Source organism: Streptomyces sp. NPDC058619 (genome assembly GCF_042717785.1).
Lineage (GTDB): Bacteria > Actinomycetota > Actinomycetes > Streptomycetales > Streptomycetaceae > Streptomyces.
Genome location: NZ_JBHXQN010000041.1, coordinates 26,004 through 41,068, shown reverse-complemented (window position 1 = coordinate 41,068; position 15,065 = coordinate 26,004). Strand labels below are relative to the sequence as shown.

The 15,065-nt window shown below is 74.5% G+C and carries 14 protein-coding genes and 2 pseudogenes; 4 read left to right on the top strand and 12 right to left on the bottom strand.

Going from position 1 to position 15,065, the window contains the following annotated elements:
- Positions 1 to 3 precede the first annotated feature (3 nt).
- Complete coding sequence (locus ACFWTC_RS29085; RefSeq protein WP_383924197.1) at positions 4 to 1,281, top strand: pyroglutamyl peptidase; 1,278 nt, start codon at positions 4 to 6, stop codon at positions 1,279 to 1,281.
- 71 nt (positions 1,282 to 1,352) lie between these two features.
- Here the strand turns inward: ACFWTC_RS29085 and ACFWTC_RS29080 are convergent, their stop codons facing one another.
- From ACFWTC_RS29080 to ACFWTC_RS29045, 8 genes and pseudogenes are all read right to left on the bottom strand, one after another.
- A complete protein-coding gene (locus ACFWTC_RS29080) occupies positions 1,353 to 1,853 on the bottom strand; it encodes a hypothetical protein (protein ID WP_383924194.1) in 501 nt (166 codons plus the stop codon).
- 120 nt (positions 1,854 to 1,973) lie between these two features.
- Positions 1,974 to 2,345 (bottom strand): toxin Doc, encoded by a 372-nt coding sequence (locus ACFWTC_RS29075; RefSeq protein WP_383924193.1) that lies wholly within the window; start codon positions 2,343 to 2,345, stop codon positions 1,974 to 1,976.
- 3 nt (positions 2,346 to 2,348) lie between these two features.
- On the bottom strand, positions 2,349 to 2,615 hold the full coding sequence (locus ACFWTC_RS29070; RefSeq protein WP_384029180.1) for a hypothetical protein: 267 nt from the start codon (positions 2,613 to 2,615) through the stop codon (positions 2,349 to 2,351).
- Positions 2,616 to 2,688: 73 nt separating this feature from the next.
- A complete protein-coding gene (locus ACFWTC_RS29065) occupies positions 2,689 to 3,000 on the bottom strand; it encodes a hypothetical protein (RefSeq protein WP_384029182.1) in 312 nt (103 codons plus the stop codon).
- Between the two features lie 74 nt (positions 3,001 to 3,074).
- Positions 3,075 to 3,521, bottom strand: a pseudogene (locus tag ACFWTC_RS29060) (SDR family NAD(P)-dependent oxidoreductase); the annotation flags it as partial.
- A gap of 447 nt (positions 3,522 to 3,968) precedes the next feature.
- Positions 3,969 to 5,264 carry a VWA-like domain-containing protein gene (locus ACFWTC_RS29055; RefSeq protein WP_384029147.1) on the bottom strand — a complete coding sequence of 432 codons (1,296 nt, stop codon included), beginning with the start codon at positions 5,262 to 5,264 and terminating at the stop codon, positions 3,969 to 3,971.
- Complete coding sequence (locus ACFWTC_RS29050; protein ID WP_384029149.1) at positions 5,261 to 6,532, bottom strand: AAA family ATPase; 1,272 nt, start codon at positions 6,530 to 6,532, stop codon at positions 5,261 to 5,263. The genes ACFWTC_RS29055 and ACFWTC_RS29050 overlap by 4 nt, the downstream gene beginning before the upstream one ends.
- Before the next feature lie 56 nt (positions 6,533 to 6,588).
- On the bottom strand, positions 6,589 to 8,046 hold the full coding sequence (locus ACFWTC_RS29045; protein WP_384029151.1) for a hypothetical protein: 1,458 nt from the start codon (positions 8,044 to 8,046) through the stop codon (positions 6,589 to 6,591).
- A gap of 303 nt (positions 8,047 to 8,349) precedes the next feature.
- Between ACFWTC_RS29045 and ACFWTC_RS29040 the strand changes: the two genes are divergently transcribed.
- Positions 8,350 to 8,742, top strand: a complete 393-nt coding sequence (locus tag ACFWTC_RS29040) for a hypothetical protein (protein ID WP_384029153.1) — start codon at positions 8,350 to 8,352, stop codon at positions 8,740 to 8,742.
- Between the two features lie 112 nt (positions 8,743 to 8,854).
- Here ACFWTC_RS29040 and ACFWTC_RS29035 read toward each other — a convergent pair whose 3' ends face one another.
- Positions 8,855 to 9,637 (bottom strand): TetR/AcrR family transcriptional regulator, encoded by a 783-nt coding sequence (locus ACFWTC_RS29035; protein ID WP_384029155.1) that lies wholly within the window; start codon positions 9,635 to 9,637, stop codon positions 8,855 to 8,857.
- 129 nt (positions 9,638 to 9,766) lie between these two features.
- A complete protein-coding gene (locus tag ACFWTC_RS29030; RefSeq protein WP_383924171.1) occupies positions 9,767 to 11,452 on the bottom strand; it encodes a ribonuclease J in 1,686 nt (561 codons plus the stop codon).
- 484 nt (positions 11,453 to 11,936) lie between these two features.
- Here ACFWTC_RS29030 and ACFWTC_RS29025 point away from each other — a divergent pair.
- A pseudogene (locus tag ACFWTC_RS29025) lies at positions 11,937 to 12,668 on the top strand (alpha/beta fold hydrolase); the annotation flags it as partial.
- 206 nt (positions 12,669 to 12,874) lie between these two features.
- Here the strand turns inward: ACFWTC_RS29025 and ACFWTC_RS29020 are convergent.
- On the bottom strand, positions 12,875 to 13,498 hold the full coding sequence (locus ACFWTC_RS29020; protein WP_384029158.1) for a TetR/AcrR family transcriptional regulator: 624 nt from the start codon (positions 13,496 to 13,498) through the stop codon (positions 12,875 to 12,877).
- 104 nt (positions 13,499 to 13,602) lie between these two features.
- Between ACFWTC_RS29020 and ACFWTC_RS29015 the strand changes: the two genes are divergently transcribed.
- Entirely contained in the window at positions 13,603 to 14,652 is a 1,050-nt protein-coding gene (locus tag ACFWTC_RS29015) for an aldo/keto reductase (RefSeq protein ID WP_384029161.1), read from the top strand.
- On the opposite strand, the gene ACFWTC_RS29010 is transcribed toward ACFWTC_RS29015, so the two are convergent.
- Positions 14,646 to 15,002, bottom strand: a complete 357-nt coding sequence (locus ACFWTC_RS29010; RefSeq protein ID WP_383924163.1) for a hypothetical protein — start codon at positions 15,000 to 15,002, stop codon at positions 14,646 to 14,648. The two genes, ACFWTC_RS29015 and ACFWTC_RS29010, sit on opposite strands and share 7 nt — an antisense overlap.
- Positions 15,003 to 15,065: the final 63 nt, after the last annotated feature.

Below are 15,065 nucleotides of genomic sequence, written 5' to 3'. Positions count from 1 at the left end.
CGCATGATGTTCTTACGTCGAGCGGCCCTCGCCGCCGCCCTGTTGGGCATGACCGCCGTCCTCCCGCCCACCGCCGCACACGCGGACACCGCACCCGACTGCCCCGGCGGTGTCACCGCGACCGCGGTCCCCTCCGCGGATCCCGAGCAGAACCGCCTGACGGACCCCCGGTCCGCGGCCTTCCCGCAGCGGGCGGGGCTCGACGGGTTCGTACGCCGTTTCCCGGCCGCACTGTGCGGCGTGCACAGCGCCGCCGAGGCCGGGCGGCTGCTGGAGGCGTGGGGCGAAGCCCTGTGGCAGGCCTCCGTGGACCGGGCGCAGGGACGGCGCCCCGGCGGGGACCTCGCCACCGGGGACGACCGTCCCCTGTACTGGGCCCGGCTCGCCATGACGGTGCAACTGGCCCGGTGGCAGCCGCAGTTCCCGGTCGACCGGGCCGCCCTGAAGTCCGGATTCGAGGACGCCTCGCGCGGCCTGACGGACAACGGGTTCCGGGGCACCCCGGGCGTGCGGCGGATCTTCGTCAGCGGATTCGACCCGTTCGGGCTGGACGCGGAGCTGCGCCGGGCCAACCCCTCGGGGTCGGCGGCGCTCCAGCTCAACGGCCGCCGGATCACCCTGACCGACGGTACGGTCGCCGAGTTCCGGGCCGTGGTCCTGCCCGTCCGCTACGCCGATTTCAACGCCGGCATCGTCGAGCGCGCCTACGGCCCGCGGCTCGCTGACGGCCCGCGCTCCGCCGACATGATCACCAGTATCAGCCAGGGCTACCCCGGGATCTTCACCCTGGAGGCCTGGGCGGGACGCGCCCGCTCGGCCGACCCGTACCCGGACAACACGGGCGCTCTGTCGGGCGGTACGTACGATCGCCCCGTCACGGCGCCGGGGCTGGGCCCGGGGCCCGAGTTCCTGCGGACCAGCCTGCCCACGGAGGCCATGACCTCCGTCCAGACGCCGTACCCCGTGCGTCTGAACACGGCCGTCACCGAGATCCCGGCCGGACAGCAGACGCCGGTGGACCGGGCGGACGGGCCGACCCCCGGCTCACGCGCGGTGGCGGGCGGTGGCGGCGGCTACCTCTCCAACGAGGTCGCCTACCGCTCGAACCGGCTCCGGACGGAGCTGCGCCCCGGCCTGCCCGGCGGTCATCTGCACACTCCGGTACTGACCGGACTGCCGTCGGATCCGGCCCAGTTGACCGGGCCCGACTTCGAACGCAACGAGAGTGCCATCACCTCCGAGGTGCTGGCGGTACTGCGCAGCTCCGGCGGAGGCCGCTGACACGACCCCGTGCGGCCCGGGACCCGGACGCGGGCGGCCGGCGGCCGGATCACCGCGTCCGGGGCACCGGGTCACCGGCCGCCGCGATGGTCGTAGACCGTGATGCCGAGGGCCTTCATCGCGGCCTCGGCCCGTTGCGCGTCCCGTCCGTGGTCGATGGCTTCGAGCGCGGCGGCCGCCGAGGTCTGGACCGGGTGCGGCAGGCCCTCGTAGGCGGAGATCCGGTAGGCGATGTGGCGGCGGGCCCTGCGCTCCTCCTCCGTCACGCCGTCGGGCGTGAGCGGGAACACGGCCGCCTGGTACGTCGCGATGCACAGCAGCGCCGCGTCGGCGAGACCCTCCGCGTAGCCGTCGACCGGAGGGAGCACGGGGGCGGGGCGGAGGAGGGCGACGACCTGCCGACGGGAGAGGTGGGCCCCGATCCCCGCCCCGAGGCCGGCCGTTCCCGCGAGGACCAGGGCCGCCAGCCGGCCGGACAGCAGGAACCCGAGGCACGCTCCGCCGACCGCCCCGCACGTCACGAGCACGAAGGTGATCATCAACTGGACGCGCGTGGCGAGCGGGGACGTCATGACCAGCAGTATGCCCGGCGCAGCCACCGCCCCCGGATCGGCCCTCCCCCTCCCCGCGGGGCCGGTGGGCGGGACGAGTCGTCAGAGGCGGCGGGCGTTCCGGTCGTGACTGGCCGCCGTTCAGACGCGCCAGGACCGGATCCGGTCGGCGGCGTCGTACGCGTCCGCACGGCCGGCGTCGATGTCCTGCGCCAGGTCGACGAGCGCCCCGTAGGGGGCGTCGATCCCCTCGTTGGCGGCGTGCATGTACGCCGCCACCAGGCCCGCGCCGAACAGGGCGTTGCGCGCCGGGAGCGGGCGCAGCCGGATCACGGCGTGCATGAGGGCGGCCGCCCGCCAGGCGTTGTCGACGGTGGCGCCGATCTGGGGGGTGTTGACGCGGTGACGGCCGACGGCGGCGACGAGGGCGGAGAAGTCGTGGACGGAGGGCTGCTTGGGCAGGACCTCGGCCTGGCGCTCGAGGAGCCAGCGGATGTCGACGTAGAGCTCCACGGCTCAGGCGGCCCTGCCCGAGGCGTCACGGCGGGACGGCGCGTCGGGGCGGGACGGCGCGTCGCCGGGGAACGCCTGGTCGAAGGCGTCGCCCTGGTCGGCGAGGAACGCCCGGAAGACCTCGCCCGCCTCCTCCAGGCGCGGGTCGCGGACCGCGTCCTGCGCTGCTTGCGTGATCAGCGCGGTCACCGTGGTGCCCTCCGCGTCCGCCCGTTCCCTGAGTAGCGCGTGCAGCTGTTCCTCGACCCTGATCGTCACCGTCTTCGACATGGTGACGACCGTACAGCAGCGCGTAAAGCAGCGACAGGGGAACAGCCGAACGGTCCGCGAGGCGCCTGCCGGGTCAGAGCGGGGGCGGGCCGTCCACGAGGGCGCGCGCCGCGGCGAGTTCCTCTCGGGCCGCCTGTTCCGCCATGTCCACGTAGGCGTACGCGTCGTCGCCGATCGGGACCCGCAGCGGGGTGGACGCGTCGCTGGCGACGATGTCGAGGACCCGGGCGGCGAAGTCCTCGGGCCTGCCCGTCGCGGCGTCGTCCGCCATGACGCGGAACGCGTCGAGCATCGCCCCGGTCGACTCGGCGTACTCGGGCATCCGGCGGCCCGCCTCGGCGAGGGAGGTCCCGTAGCGGGTGGCGAAGACCCCCGGTTCGACCACGGTGACCCGGACGCCCTGCGGGCGGCCTCGGCGGCCAGCGCCTGGCTCATGCCCTCCAGGGCGTACTTGCCGGCGACGTACGCGCCCAGGCCGGGGAAGGCCATGCGGCCGGCGAGCGAGGAGACGTTGACGATGTGGCCGTGCCCCTGGGCCCGCATGAGCGGCAGGACCAGCCGGGCCAGCCGCCACGGGCCGACGACCAGGGTCTCCAGCTGGTCGCGCAGCTCCGCGTCGGACACCTCCTCGACCGCGCCGAAGAGACCGCCTCCGGCGTTGTTGACGAGGACGTCGATGCCACCGAGCCGGTCGGCGGCGGTACGCACCGCCTCCTCGCACTGGGCCGCGTCGCGCAGTTCCAGCGCGATCGGGGTGATCCGGCCGGGCCAGGCGGCGGCGAGGTCGTCCAGGGCGGCTGTCTTGCGCGCGGTGACCGCCACCCGGTGCCCGGCCCCGGCCGCCGCGGCGGCCAGCGCCTGCCCCAGTCCCGAGGAACACCCCGTCACCAGCCAGCGTCGCCCCATGGATCCCCCCGTACGTCGGTAATGCCGAGCCGGTGTCGGTCCCGGCGCCCCATGGTCCTCGGCCGTCCGGCTCCTGGTCAGCCCTCGTGCAGGGGGCGTGCGAAAGCGCGACCGGCGCGCCCACGGGCGCGCGACCGCCCCGACGCCCGGCTCCGGAAACCCCGGGTCAGAAGGCACCCCGGCGGCGCGCCTGCCCACAGCCTCGGCGGCGCCCCGGGTGAAGGGCTCGCCGTGGCCGGGAGGACGTACGGCGTGCCCCGTCCCGGGGAGCATCACCGGCGTCATGGCGCTCGTCGGGCACTTCGCCGAGCCGGGCTTGCTGCGCGCGGACGCGGATCCGGCCCCGGGGGGGCGGACACGTGCCGGGTGCTCACCGGTCCCGCCCCCTTCACCCGGCTCACCACCGCCCGCGCCTGGGAGGCCGACGGCTACGCGAAGCGGCCGTCCCTAGCCGATCTCCACCACGCGCGCCCAGTCCGGGGGCGCGTCCGGTACGTAGTCCGGATCGTCCTCGTCCCACTGATTCTCGTGAGACCGGGGAAACAGGCCCACCACCGTCCGGCACGGCGGACGCTCGGCCGGCCAGGGGGTCTGGCCGTCGGTCAGGACCACGATCACGTCCGGGCGGGGCCGGGCCCGCAGCGCCGCGTCGAAGCCCGTGCGCAGGTCCGTGCCCCCGCCGCCCAGCAGCACGATGCCCTCGGCGCGGCACAGCGGGTGCGCGACGTGCGCCGCCGCGTCGCACGACACGACGGTGACGAGGTCCCGGCGCCCGCCCACGGCACGGGAGATCGCCGCGACCTCCAGGAGCGCGCTGCCCAGCTCGGCGTCGCTGACCGACGCGGACGTGTCGATGAGCACGCAGACCCGGGGCGGCCGGCGCCGCAGGCTCGGCAGGACGACGCCGGGCACCCCGGCCGAGCGCCTCGACGGGCGCCCGTACGTGTAGTCCTCGCCGGAACCGGAGGCCGCCGATCGGACGGCCGCGCCCAGCAGGTCGCGCCACGGCTGCGCCGGGTGGAACGCGTCCTGCGCCCACCGCTTCCACGCCTTCGGGGCGTCACCGGGGCGGGCTCTGATGCCCTGGGCGACCCGGAAGCGGACGGCGTCCCGCTCCTGCTCGCCGAGGCCGTCCGCACCGTCCGGTCCGAGGTCCCATTCCCGTTCCAGCCCGTCGGCGCCGCTGCCGCAGTCCAGCCAGGCCAGGCGCTCCGTGGCCGCGCCGAGGCTGAACCGGAGCAGGTAGTCCTCCATGAGCTGCCCCGCCGGCAGCCCCAGGAACTCCGGCCCGATCGCGCCCTCGGGCCGGACCAGGCCGTCGCCGAACGCGTCGTCGTTGATCTCGCAGTCCGCGGCGATGTTCATCCGCAGCCGCTCCCCCGGGCCGGTCAGTCCGCGCGCCCGCGCGACCCGGTCGCTGCGCCCGTGGTGGTCGCGCAGGAGGTGCGACACCTCGTGCACCCACACCCCGGCCAGTTCCTCCACGGGTGTGCGGGCGACGAACGCCGGTGAGACGTAGCACCGCCAGTGCCGGTCGACCGCCATCGTCGGCACCCCGCGCGCCTCCACGACGTGCAGGGCGAACAGGGCCGTGGCCAGGTACGGCCGGGCCCGGGCGGCCTGCAGCCGTGCCGCGTAGAGTGTGCCGAAATCCAGCGCCACCGGAGGCGCCGACACCTCCCGCGCCGACGCGGCCTCGGACGCCGTACGCGCCACCGGCGCCACCGGTCCGCGGGGGCTCATCGGCCGGCCGTCGCGGCGGCGGACACCCGGGCCGCCGCGCGGTCCGCCCTGCGGGACACGGACACGGCGCCGGCGAGCCCGTCGATCGCGTCCGGAACGTCCCAGTCCTCGCGGCGCAGCGCGGCGAGCGTGCTCGCGGGGACGACCACCAGGTCCGGCGCACCGGTCTCCACCGCGCGGACCAGCAGCGCCCAGGCCGCGTCCCAGCGGGCCTTCTCCGGTCGTTTGCGGACCGCGTCCACCACACCGTCGAGCACGGCCTGGCGCAGGTCTCCCCGCTCGGGCAGGACGGCACGCTCCGGGTCGGCGAGGAGCGTCTCGGGGTCCGGGAGGTCGAGCCGGTCCAGGCTCGCCAGCAGCTCCAGCCCGGGCCCGTCCCCCACAGAGCCCCTGACCAGCAGGGACAGCACCTCTCGGGAGGCTCCGGCCGCGGTCGCGAAGGCGACGAGGCGCAGGGTCGTCTCCCAGCTGCGGGGCGAGGGCCAGGCGCCGCCCCGGCGGGTCTCGCTGCCGGGGAGCCGGTGGACGAGGGTGGGGCGGGCGGTGAGGAGCCCGCACACCGCGCGGCGGGCGTAGTCGACGGCTTCGGGCAGCTTGTCCGGGTCGAGGCGCGGCAGCGTCGCCCGGGGCCAGGTCCCGCCGAGTCCGCGGACGACGACGTCGTGGTCGTGGACCCACTGGAGGTGCACGAACCGGTTGGCGAGGGGCGGGCTCAGCTCCCAGCCGTCGGCCGCCGAGGAGCGCGGGTTGGCGGCGGCCACGATCCTTACGCCGGGCGGCAGTTGGAGGGTACCGATGCGCCGCTCCAGGACCAGGCGGAGCAGGGCGGCCTGTACGGCAGGCGGCGCGGTGGACAGCTCGTCCAGGAAGAGCAGCCCCCGGCCGGCCCGGACGAGTCGTACCGCCCAGTCCGGCGGGGCCATGGGGACGCCCTGCTCCGCCGGATCGTCTCCGATGACGGGCAGTCCGGAGAAGTCGGACGGTTCGTGCACGCTGGCGATCACCGTGGTCAGCGGGAGTTCGAGGGACGCAGCGAGCTGGGTCAGGGCCGCGGTCTTGCCGATGCCCGGCTCGCCCCACAGGAGTACGGGCAGGTCGGCCGCGACCGCGAGGGTCAGGGCCTCCAGTTGCGCATCGGGGCGCGGTTCGGTCGTGGTGTCGCGCAGCAGGGCCAGCAGGGCGCCGGCGACGTCGAGTTGGCCGGGCGGGGAGGTACGGGCCGGGTCGGTCGGGGTGCCGCTCGCGGTGGACGGGGTGCGTGTGGACATGTGTGGTCACCTTGGGGTTCGTGGAGGGTCGGACGGACGGGGACGGCGGTCCCCGGTCAGCGGGAGGTCGTGCCGCGCGGGCGGGAGCCGAGCCCGCGCGGGCGGGCCGGGACCGGGCCGATGGCGCGCGGGCCGGGGCCCGTCAGGCCCGCCCTGAACAGGCCGTAGGTGATGCGCCGTTCAGCGGCCGCCGCGAGCGCGTCGCGCAGGGCTCCGGTACGCAGCACCGCGGCGGGGCCCAGCAGCCCCTCGACGACGGCCAGCGCGCCGGCGGTATCGCCGTGGTGCAGGCGTTCGCGGACACCGGTGAGGCAGTCGGGGCGGCGGTGCGCCTCGTCGATGGCCCGGAGGCAGGGAAGCGGGGTGCCGGTCAGGGCGACCAGCAGTTCCTCGCGGCGGATCTCGGCCGGGTCGTGGTCGAGGGCGGCCAGCGCGCCGTCGACCAGGCCGATGCGGTGCCGGGCTCCCCGGCACTCCACGGTGCGCGGCTCCCCCGCGCCTTCGGTACGCCGCGCGGCGGCTGCCGGCGCGCGGTCCGGCGCCAGCGCCGAGGCGACCAGGGGGTGCAGCCGGTCGGGGTCGATCGCGCCGGCCCGGAGCAGTTCCAGATCGGGCAGCACCCAGGTCGCCGCGTCGGGCAGGACGGGCAGCGCGGAGGCGCTGCCGTCCGCGGGAGCCGCAGCGATCCGGAGGGCCGGCGGTCTCGGAACGTCCGGAACCGGAGCCGGACCGGGCCCCGGACCCGGGTGGCGAACCGGGTCGGGGTCCAGGTCGAGGTCCAGGACCAGCAGGTGCCCGGCCCCGAGCCGCACGGTGACGGTACCGGTGCCGGTCCTGCGCCCCTCGGCGCGGAGCAGGAGGCCGGCCTCGGCCGCCCACCGGTCGACGGCGCAGTGGCGTCCCGGCGGCGTCACCGGCGGATCCGGGTACGGAGGGATGCGTACGGAATCCGGCCCGCCGGCGCCGGCGCCGGCCCGGATGCGGAGCTCGTCGGTCCTGCGCGCGTCCCAGAGGTGCCGGTGCAGGTCGAGGCGGTAGCGGCGGTTGGGGCGGGGATGCGGATGCCCGCCGGGTCCGGTCTCGGGGCGGGTTCCGTCCCACAGCGCGAGGCTGATCCGCTGGCCGCCGTCCGCCCAGGCCGGCGGAGTCCGGACCACCAGGTGCAGCGGGCGCTCGCCGCCGCGCCCGGGTACGTCGTAACGGGCCAGGGAGAGGGTCAGCCCGGGGCGCAGCAGTCCGTCGGGGGCGATCCTCGGCATGTGCCAGCGCAGCAGGTCGGGTGCCAGGTGGCGCAGATCGGCCCGGATCAGTGCCGCGAGGTCGTGGCCGTGGTGGCGCGCCAGGCGGCGCAGGTCGAGGTCGACGTCGATGCGTGCAGCGGCGCACGCGCCTGCCCAGTCCCCGGCACGGCGGCGGGCGGTCGCAGTCTCGATCATGGACGGCGGCACGGCGAACTCGCGCACGCGCAGCCAGTGGGAAAGGCGGGAATCCCCGTTCGCGGTCGGAGTGAGCATCAGCACTCACCTTGCGCGGACGGGACCCCCGATCTGTGGGCAGCGGAAGTGATCATCACCGGGATCGTATCCAGCCGCGCAGCCGGTCCGCCAGGCAATTGTTCGGGGGTTCTCGCGGCGCCCTCGACCTGGCCGCGCTCCCCTCCGGAGGGGCGGGACGGCGGAGATCGCGCGCCCGGGTGCGCACCGCGCGTACCGGATGCCGGGCGGGACGGCCCGGCACCGATACTGGCGGGTGTGGCGGGCGGCCGGTCCCGGCGGCCGGCGCGTACCGATCCGAGCAATGAAGAGGAATGAAGAGCGATGACCCTGAGGGAAGGCCGGCGGGTGCGGCTCGTGACGGAGACCAGGCTGATCGAAGCGCCGGCGGTGATGGACGACCCGTCGGCGCCGCCGACCGGTTTCGCCGGGTCCCTGTCGCTCGCAGCGGGCACGGAGGGCACCGTCGAGGGGGAGGTCGAGCACCGGCACCAGAGCGAGGAGGTGCGCGAGTACCAGCGCCTCAAGTCGCTCCTCGACGCCTTCGGCCCCGAGATGCCCGCGGGAAGCAGGCAGCAGTTGGAGGAGAAGGTCGGCGCCCTGGAGCCGGCGTGGACCACCCATCAGAAGCAGGGTCCCCGCGTCACGGTCCGCGTCCGCTTCGACAACGGGTTCATCCTCGACGACGTGGACCAGACCCTCTTCACGGCCTGCTGACCCCGCCTCACGACCGTTCCGCCCGGCCGGGCGGACGGCCGGACGCCCCACGGGCGGGCCGGGATTCCAAAGCCGCTCGCACCGAGCGCGGCCGTGCTCGGCTCCGGGAGCGTCAGCCCCGGGCGTCCGGTCCGCCGCCGTGGCGTCCCGCCCGGGAAGCCACGAGCGCCTCGAGCCCGTCCAGCAGGCACCGCAGGCCGAAGCCGAAGTGGTCGACGTCGCCCGCGAAGGCGTTCTCGTCGAGGGCCGCCATCCGCGGGTAGGCGCCGCTGGCCATGGCCCGGGCGAGCACCGGGGTCTGGGCCTGCCAGAACTCCTCCGGGCTCATGGCGCCGCCGTCCTGGGCCTCGACGGCGTGGACGTGGGTGCGGGCGACGCCGGTGACGTACCCCTCCAGGGTCATGATCACCGACATCAGTTCCTGGTCGCTCAGGCCCTCCATGTCCTGGATGTGGGCCAGGGTCTGCTCCAGTGCGCGGACCGCGTGGGGCCCCATCACCGGGCGGGCCTGGTTGACGTGGAGGAGCCAGGGATGGCGGTGGTAGAGGGCGAGGGAGGTGTGGGCGGCGGCGTGCAGTGCCTCGCGCCAGGTCCGGGCCTCCTTCAGCGCGCCTTCGTCCTCGGCCTGGACCTGGTCGAGCATCAGGTCCAGGAGCTCGGCCTTCCCCGGGAGGTAGCGGTACAGGGACATGGCACCGGTGCCGAGTTCGTTGGACACCCGCCGCATCGACACCGCTTCGAGCCCCTCGGCGTCGGCGACGGCCACGGCGGTCTCGACGATCCGCTCCAGCGTCAGGCCCGGCTTCGGACCGCGGGACGGGCGCTCGCCGGTCCCCCACAGCAGTTCGAGACTGCGCGAGACGTCGCCGCCTCCGGAGCTTTCGGACATGGTCATGGATGTGCTCCTCGGATCACGGGCCGGGGCCCTGCCGACAACTGTGTACACCGTACCCTCAAATGGGTACGGTGTACACAGCGGGTGTCCGGAAGCACCGATCACGCGTGGACGATCACGCGTGGACCATCACGCGTCGATGATCACCGGAATGATGAGGGGCTTGCGGCGGTGCGTGCGGAACGCCCAGTTCGCCACCGCGCGGGCGATGAGCTGTTCCAGCTGGACCGCGTCCCCGACACCCTCCGACGCCGCGGTGGCCAGGACCTTCTCGATCACCGGGATCACGGGCGCGAAGGTGGTGTCGTCGTGCTCGAACCCGCGGGCCAGGAAGTCGGGGGCCTCGGCAAGGGCTCCGGTGTTGGCGTCGACGATGGCCACCACGGTGACCACGCCCTCCTGCGCCAGCGTGACGCGGTCCTTGAGGGACGCCTCGGTGGCGCCGCCGACCGTCATACCGTCGACGTAGACGTAGCCGGCGGGAACCTTGCCGGTGATGGAGGCGCGTCCGTCGACGAGGTCGACGACGACACCGTCCTCGGCGATGACGACCCGGTCGGGGTCGACGCCGGTACGGATGGCCAGGTCGCCGTTGGCGCGCAGGTGGCGCCATTCGCCGTGCACCGGCATCACGTTGCGGGGCTTGACGATGTTGTAGCAGTAGACGAGCTCACCGGCGCTGGCGTGTCCGGAGACGTGCACCTTGGCGTTGCCCTTGTGGACGACGTTGGCGCCCCACCGGGTGAGTCCGTTGATCACCCGGTAGATCGCGTTCTCGTTGCCGGGGATCAGGGAGCTGGCGAGGAGGACGGTGTCGCCCTTGCCGATGCGGATCACGTGGTCGCGGTTGGCCATGCGCGACAGCGCCGCCATCGGCTCGCCCTGGGAGCCGGTACACACCAGGGCAATCTTGTGGTCGGGGAGCTTCTCCAGCTCCTTCATGTTCACGACCAGGCCGGACGGGACCTTGAGGTAGCCCAGTTCACGGGCGATGCCCATGTTGCGGACCATCGACCGCCCGACGAAGGCGACCTTGCGGCCGTGCTGGTGGGCGGCGTCCAGGACCTGCTGGATGCGGTGCACGTGGCTGGCGAAGCTGGAGACGATCACCCGCCGCGGAGCGGTCCGCAGGACCTGCTCGATCGCCGGGTTGAGCTCGCGCTCCGAGGTGGTGAAACCCGGGACCTCGGCGTTGGTGGAGTCAGTGAGGAAGAGGTCGACGCCCTCCTCGCCGAGCCGGGCGAAGGCGCGGAGGTCGGTGATGCGCTCGTCCAGGGGGAACTGGTCCATCTTGAAGTCACCGGTGTGCAGCACCATTCCGGCGCCGGTGCGGATGGCGACCGCGAGGCCGTCCGGGATCGAGTGGTTGACCGCCACGAACTCGCAGTTGAAGGGGCCGAAGCCACGTCGGTCGCCCTCGCGGACCCGTACGGTGCGGGGCCGGATGCCGTGCTCCTTGAGCTTCGCCTCCAGGAAGGCCAGCGTCAGCTTCGAGCCGACCACCGGGATGTCCGCCCGCTCGCGCAGCAGGTACGGCACTCCCCCGATGTGGTCCTCGTGGCCGTGGGTCAGCACCACGGCAACGATGTCGTCCAGCCGGTCCCGGATCGATGTGAAGTCCGGGAGGATGACGTCGACCCCCGGCTGGTGCTCCTCGGGGAACAGCACGCCGCAGTCGACGATGAGCAGCTTGCCGGCGTACTCGAAGACCGTCATGTTACGGCCGATTTCGCCCAGGCCGCCCAGGGCGATGACTCTCAGCCCGTTTGCCGGCAGCGGCGGGGCGGTTTTCAGTTCGGGATGCGGATGACTCATGCCCTGACGTTATAGGAGGTGGCTGGTGAGGCGATCCTTTGACCGCTCCACCGGCCGGTGTGTGGTGCGCCCGGAGCCCGCCGGGGCCGCCCGGCGGGGCGCGCGACGGGGCGCTCGGACCCCGGCGCGCGCCCGGACGACGGGAAGCGCGGTTCGGCCGCCGGGAATCTTCGGCGGGTTACGGAAGGCGCTGGTGCGCGCTGTCCGGCTGTGGTTTCCTGGGGCCCATGACCGTACTCGTGACCCGCCGCCACGTTGACTACGTGCGTGTCACGACCACGGGCTGTCCGGCCGCCTGCTGATACGGCGCCGCAGCCCCCGGGTCGTTCCCCCTCCGCTTCCGTAGCTCCGTACCGCCCGTCCGCGGGCACGGCGCACGGCACCGCGGTGTCCTCCCGCGCCGCAGGCGTCCTGAACCCCGCCGGGGCGACCGCCCCGGCCGCGGGCCCCCCTCCCGCCACCGGTGCGTGGCGGGAGGGGGACCCGCCGGGCCGCCGGCAGTGGCACCGGCAGGCCGGTCCGCGTGGGAGGCTCCATGGGCGGGATGCGGGCGCTGGAGTGGGCCGTGTCGCGTCCGCGGCGCGTGGCGGCGCTGCTGCTGCTGGCCTGCCCGGCGGTGGCGAGCGCCGACCAGATCGCGTGGGCGAGCGCCCAGATCCACGCGATCCGTACCGACCCCCACTGGCGGGGAGGCGACTACCACCACGCCGCTCCGGGCCGGGGGCCGCACGCGGGGCTCGGCGTCGCCCGGCGCCTCGCCCACGTCACCTACCGGGGTGCCCGCGAGCTGGAGGCCCGCTTCGGCAACCGCCCGCAGGACGGCGAGGACCCCCGGCTCGGCGGCCGCTACCAGGTCGAGTCCTATCTCGACCACCAGGCCGCCAGGTTGGTGCGGCGCTTCGACGCGGCGAGCTGCGTGGTACTGGCCGAGGCGACGAACGCCCACGACGTCGGCCGCGGGCGGGGCGGGACCCGTGCCGCCCTCGGGCGGGTCACCGCGCGGACCCTGGTGGCGGGCGTCGACTCCGACCGGCTCTACCCGCTGTCGCGGCAGGAGCTGGCCGCGGGGATCCCGTCGGCCGACGGGTTCCGGGTGCTCGGTTCGCCGTGGGGGCACGACGGGTTCCTCATCGAGACGGAGCAGGTCGCCGCCCTGGTGCGGGAGCTCGTGGACGACGTACGGGACGTGAGCGGCGTCGCCGCCGGGCTCGGCTGAGGCACTCCCCCGGGCCCTCCGGTCGGCGGTCCGGGCCGGGCCTCCCCGGACGGCTTCGGGCGTCGAGGGTCGGCCCGCCCGCCCGCCGAAAGCCCTCGAACCCGATGCGAACGTCCCGAGGATCCGCCGCGCCGCCGGGGAGGGCAGGCCCCGGAGGCCGAACCGGCGCGTCCCGTACCGACGTGCCGCGTACCCACGTGCCGTACCTACATGTCCCGTACGTACGCTCCCGCACGCGCGGCCGCGGTCGCGGCCGCCGCCGCGCGGTCGGCGGACGCCTCGTCGAGCGGGAGGGCAGTGGTCAGGAGGCGGTAGTAGAGCGGGGCGGACGCCGCGCGGACCACCTCGTGCGGGTCGGTGCCCTCGGGGGCCTCGCCGCGGGCGACGGCCCCTTCGACGCACGGCGCCCACTCCTCGACGCGGACGGCGTAGAACCCGTGCAGCGCCTCCGCCGTCCCCGGGTCGCCGGTGGCGGCCGCGATCACCGCCTTGAACAGGGGGCCCTGCCGGGGGTCGGCCAAAGTGCGCTGCACCAGCCGGGCGTTGGCGGTCAGGTCGCCGAGCAGCGAGCCCGTCTCCGTACGCGGTACGGACTGCTGGGCCATGTCCTGCAGCAGGTCGGTGACGAGCCCGGCGACCGTCCCCCAGCGGCGGTAGACCGTCGTCTTCCCGACGGCGGCGCGGCGCGCGATGTCGGCGAGGTCGAGGTGGGCGAACCCCTGCTCGGCCAGGACGTCTCCGGCGGCCCGGAGCACGGCCTCCCGGACCCGCGCCGTGCGCCCTCCGGGCCGCGCGGTGCCCGGTTCGGACTCGACTTCTACGCACTCCATAACGGGACTCCAGTTCCTTTAAGCGCCAGGCCTTGCTACGGTGACTCCATCTTAACGGAACCACAGCCCCGTTAAACCGGGCTGTGTGTGAGAGGGGATGAGTCATGGAGTACAGGCGGCTGGGTGCGTCGGGGCTACAGGTCCCGGCCTTGAGTTTCGGCGCGGGGACCTTCGGCGGGCAGGGTCCGCTCTTCGGCGCCTGGGGCACCACGGGAGTACAGGAGGCACGGCGCCTCGTGGACATCTGCGTCGACGCCGGGATCACCATGTTCGACACCGCCGACGTCTACTCAGACGGCGCGTCGGAGGAGGTACTGGGCGCCGCGCTCAAAGGGCGCCGGGACCAGGTGCTCATCTCCACCAAGGCCGGCCTGCCCGTGGGCGACGGCCCCGGTGACGCGGGGTCGTCCCGGTCCCGCCTCATCTCGTCCGTCGACGCCGCCCTGCGCCGCCTCGACACCGATCACATCGACCTCTTCCAACTGCACGCCTTCGATGCCGGCACGCCCGTCGAGGAGGTCCTCTCCACCCTGGACGACCTCGTCCGGGCCGGAAAGATCCGCTACCTCGGGGTCTCCAACTTCTCCGGATGGCAGGCGATGAAGTCCCTCGCGGCCGCCGACCTGCACGGTCGCCGGCGCTACGTCGCGCACCAGGTCCACTACTCCCTCGTCGGGCGCGACTACGAGTGGGAGCTGATGCCCCTGGGCCTCGACCAGGGGCTGGGCGCGATCGTCTGGAGCCCGCTCGGCTGGGGCCGCCTCACGGGCAGGATCCGCCGGGGCCGTCCGCTGCCCGCGGGCAGCAGGCTGCACGACACCGCGGACTACGGTCCGCCGGTCGAGGACGAGTACCTTTACCGCGTGGTCGACGCCCTCGACGAGATCGCGCAGGAGACCGGCAGGGCAATCCCGCAGATCGCCCTCCGGTGGCTGTTGCAGCGCCCGACCGTGTCCTCCGTCATCATCGGCGCCCGCAACGAGGAGCAGTTGCGCCAGAACCTCGGCGCGGTGGGCTGGACGCTCACCCCCGAGCAGATGGCGAAGCTCGACGCGGCCAGCAGCCGGACCGCCCCCTACCCCTACTTCCCGTACTACCGCCAGGAGGGCTTCGCCCGGCTCAACCCGCCAGCGGTCCCGACGATCCGTCAGTGACCGTCACCACGCGTGTGCACCATCCGAATTCGGATCTCGATCATGACTCGGAGAGGTGTCCGGATGTGGGAGCTCGCGCGCTCGCGGGTCGACGGATGGACCGTGTCGCGGCGGGCGCCGAAGCCGGTGGACGCGCCGTGGGGCTGAGCATCCGGGTCGGGGTGCCGACCCAGCCGGTCCGACACGTCCTGCTCGACGCCGACGCCGATGCCGAGACCGCCCGCGGGCTCGTCGGCACGATCACCGAGCCGGCCACCTGCATCAAGGCCTTCCTGGAACGGCAGGTCATGCAGCCGCTGCGAAACGCTCGGCTGGCAGGTCCTCGCACCGCTGACCGGGTTCGTCCACAAGCCCGCCGCCCCCTGAACCGGCCCCCGGCCCGGGCCCCGGGGCGGAGGCGGCCCACGCCGACG

Excerpts from the sequence above, each read along its gene's own strand:
- ACFWTC_RS29055 (WP_384029147.1), bottom strand. The coding sequence starts at position 5,264 with ATGAGCCCCCGCGGACCGGTGGCGCCGGTGGCGCGTACGGCGTCCGAG.
- ACFWTC_RS29040 (WP_384029153.1), top strand. The coding sequence starts at position 8,350 with ATGACCCTGAGGGAAGGCCGGCGGGTGCGGCTCGTGACGGAGACCAGG.
- ACFWTC_RS29035 (WP_384029155.1), bottom strand. The coding sequence starts at position 9,637 with ATGACCATGTCCGAAAGCTCCGGAGGCGGCGACGTCTCGCGCAGTCTC.
- ACFWTC_RS29045 (WP_384029151.1), bottom strand. The coding sequence starts at position 8,046 with ATGCTCACTCCGACCGCGAACGGGGATTCCCGCCTTTCCCACTGGCTG.
- ACFWTC_RS29020 (WP_384029158.1), bottom strand. The coding sequence starts at position 13,498 with ATGGAGTGCGTAGAAGTCGAGTCCGAACCGGGCACCGCGCGGCCCGGA.
- ACFWTC_RS29050 (WP_384029149.1), bottom strand. The coding sequence starts at position 6,532 with ATGTCCACACGCACCCCGTCCACCGCGAGCGGCACCCCGACCGACCCG.
- ACFWTC_RS29080 (WP_383924194.1), bottom strand. The coding sequence starts at position 1,853 with ATGACGTCCCCGCTCGCCACGCGCGTCCAGTTGATGATCACCTTCGTG.
- ACFWTC_RS29085 (WP_383924197.1), top strand. The coding sequence starts at position 4 with ATGATGTTCTTACGTCGAGCGGCCCTCGCCGCCGCCCTGTTGGGCATG.
- ACFWTC_RS29015 (WP_384029161.1), top strand. The coding sequence starts at position 13,603 with ATGGAGTACAGGCGGCTGGGTGCGTCGGGGCTACAGGTCCCGGCCTTG.
- ACFWTC_RS29070 (WP_384029180.1), bottom strand. The coding sequence starts at position 2,615 with ATGTCGAAGACGGTGACGATCAGGGTCGAGGAACAGCTGCACGCGCTA.
- ACFWTC_RS29030 (WP_383924171.1), bottom strand. The coding sequence starts at position 11,452 with ATGAGTCATCCGCATCCCGAACTGAAAACCGCCCCGCCGCTGCCGGCA.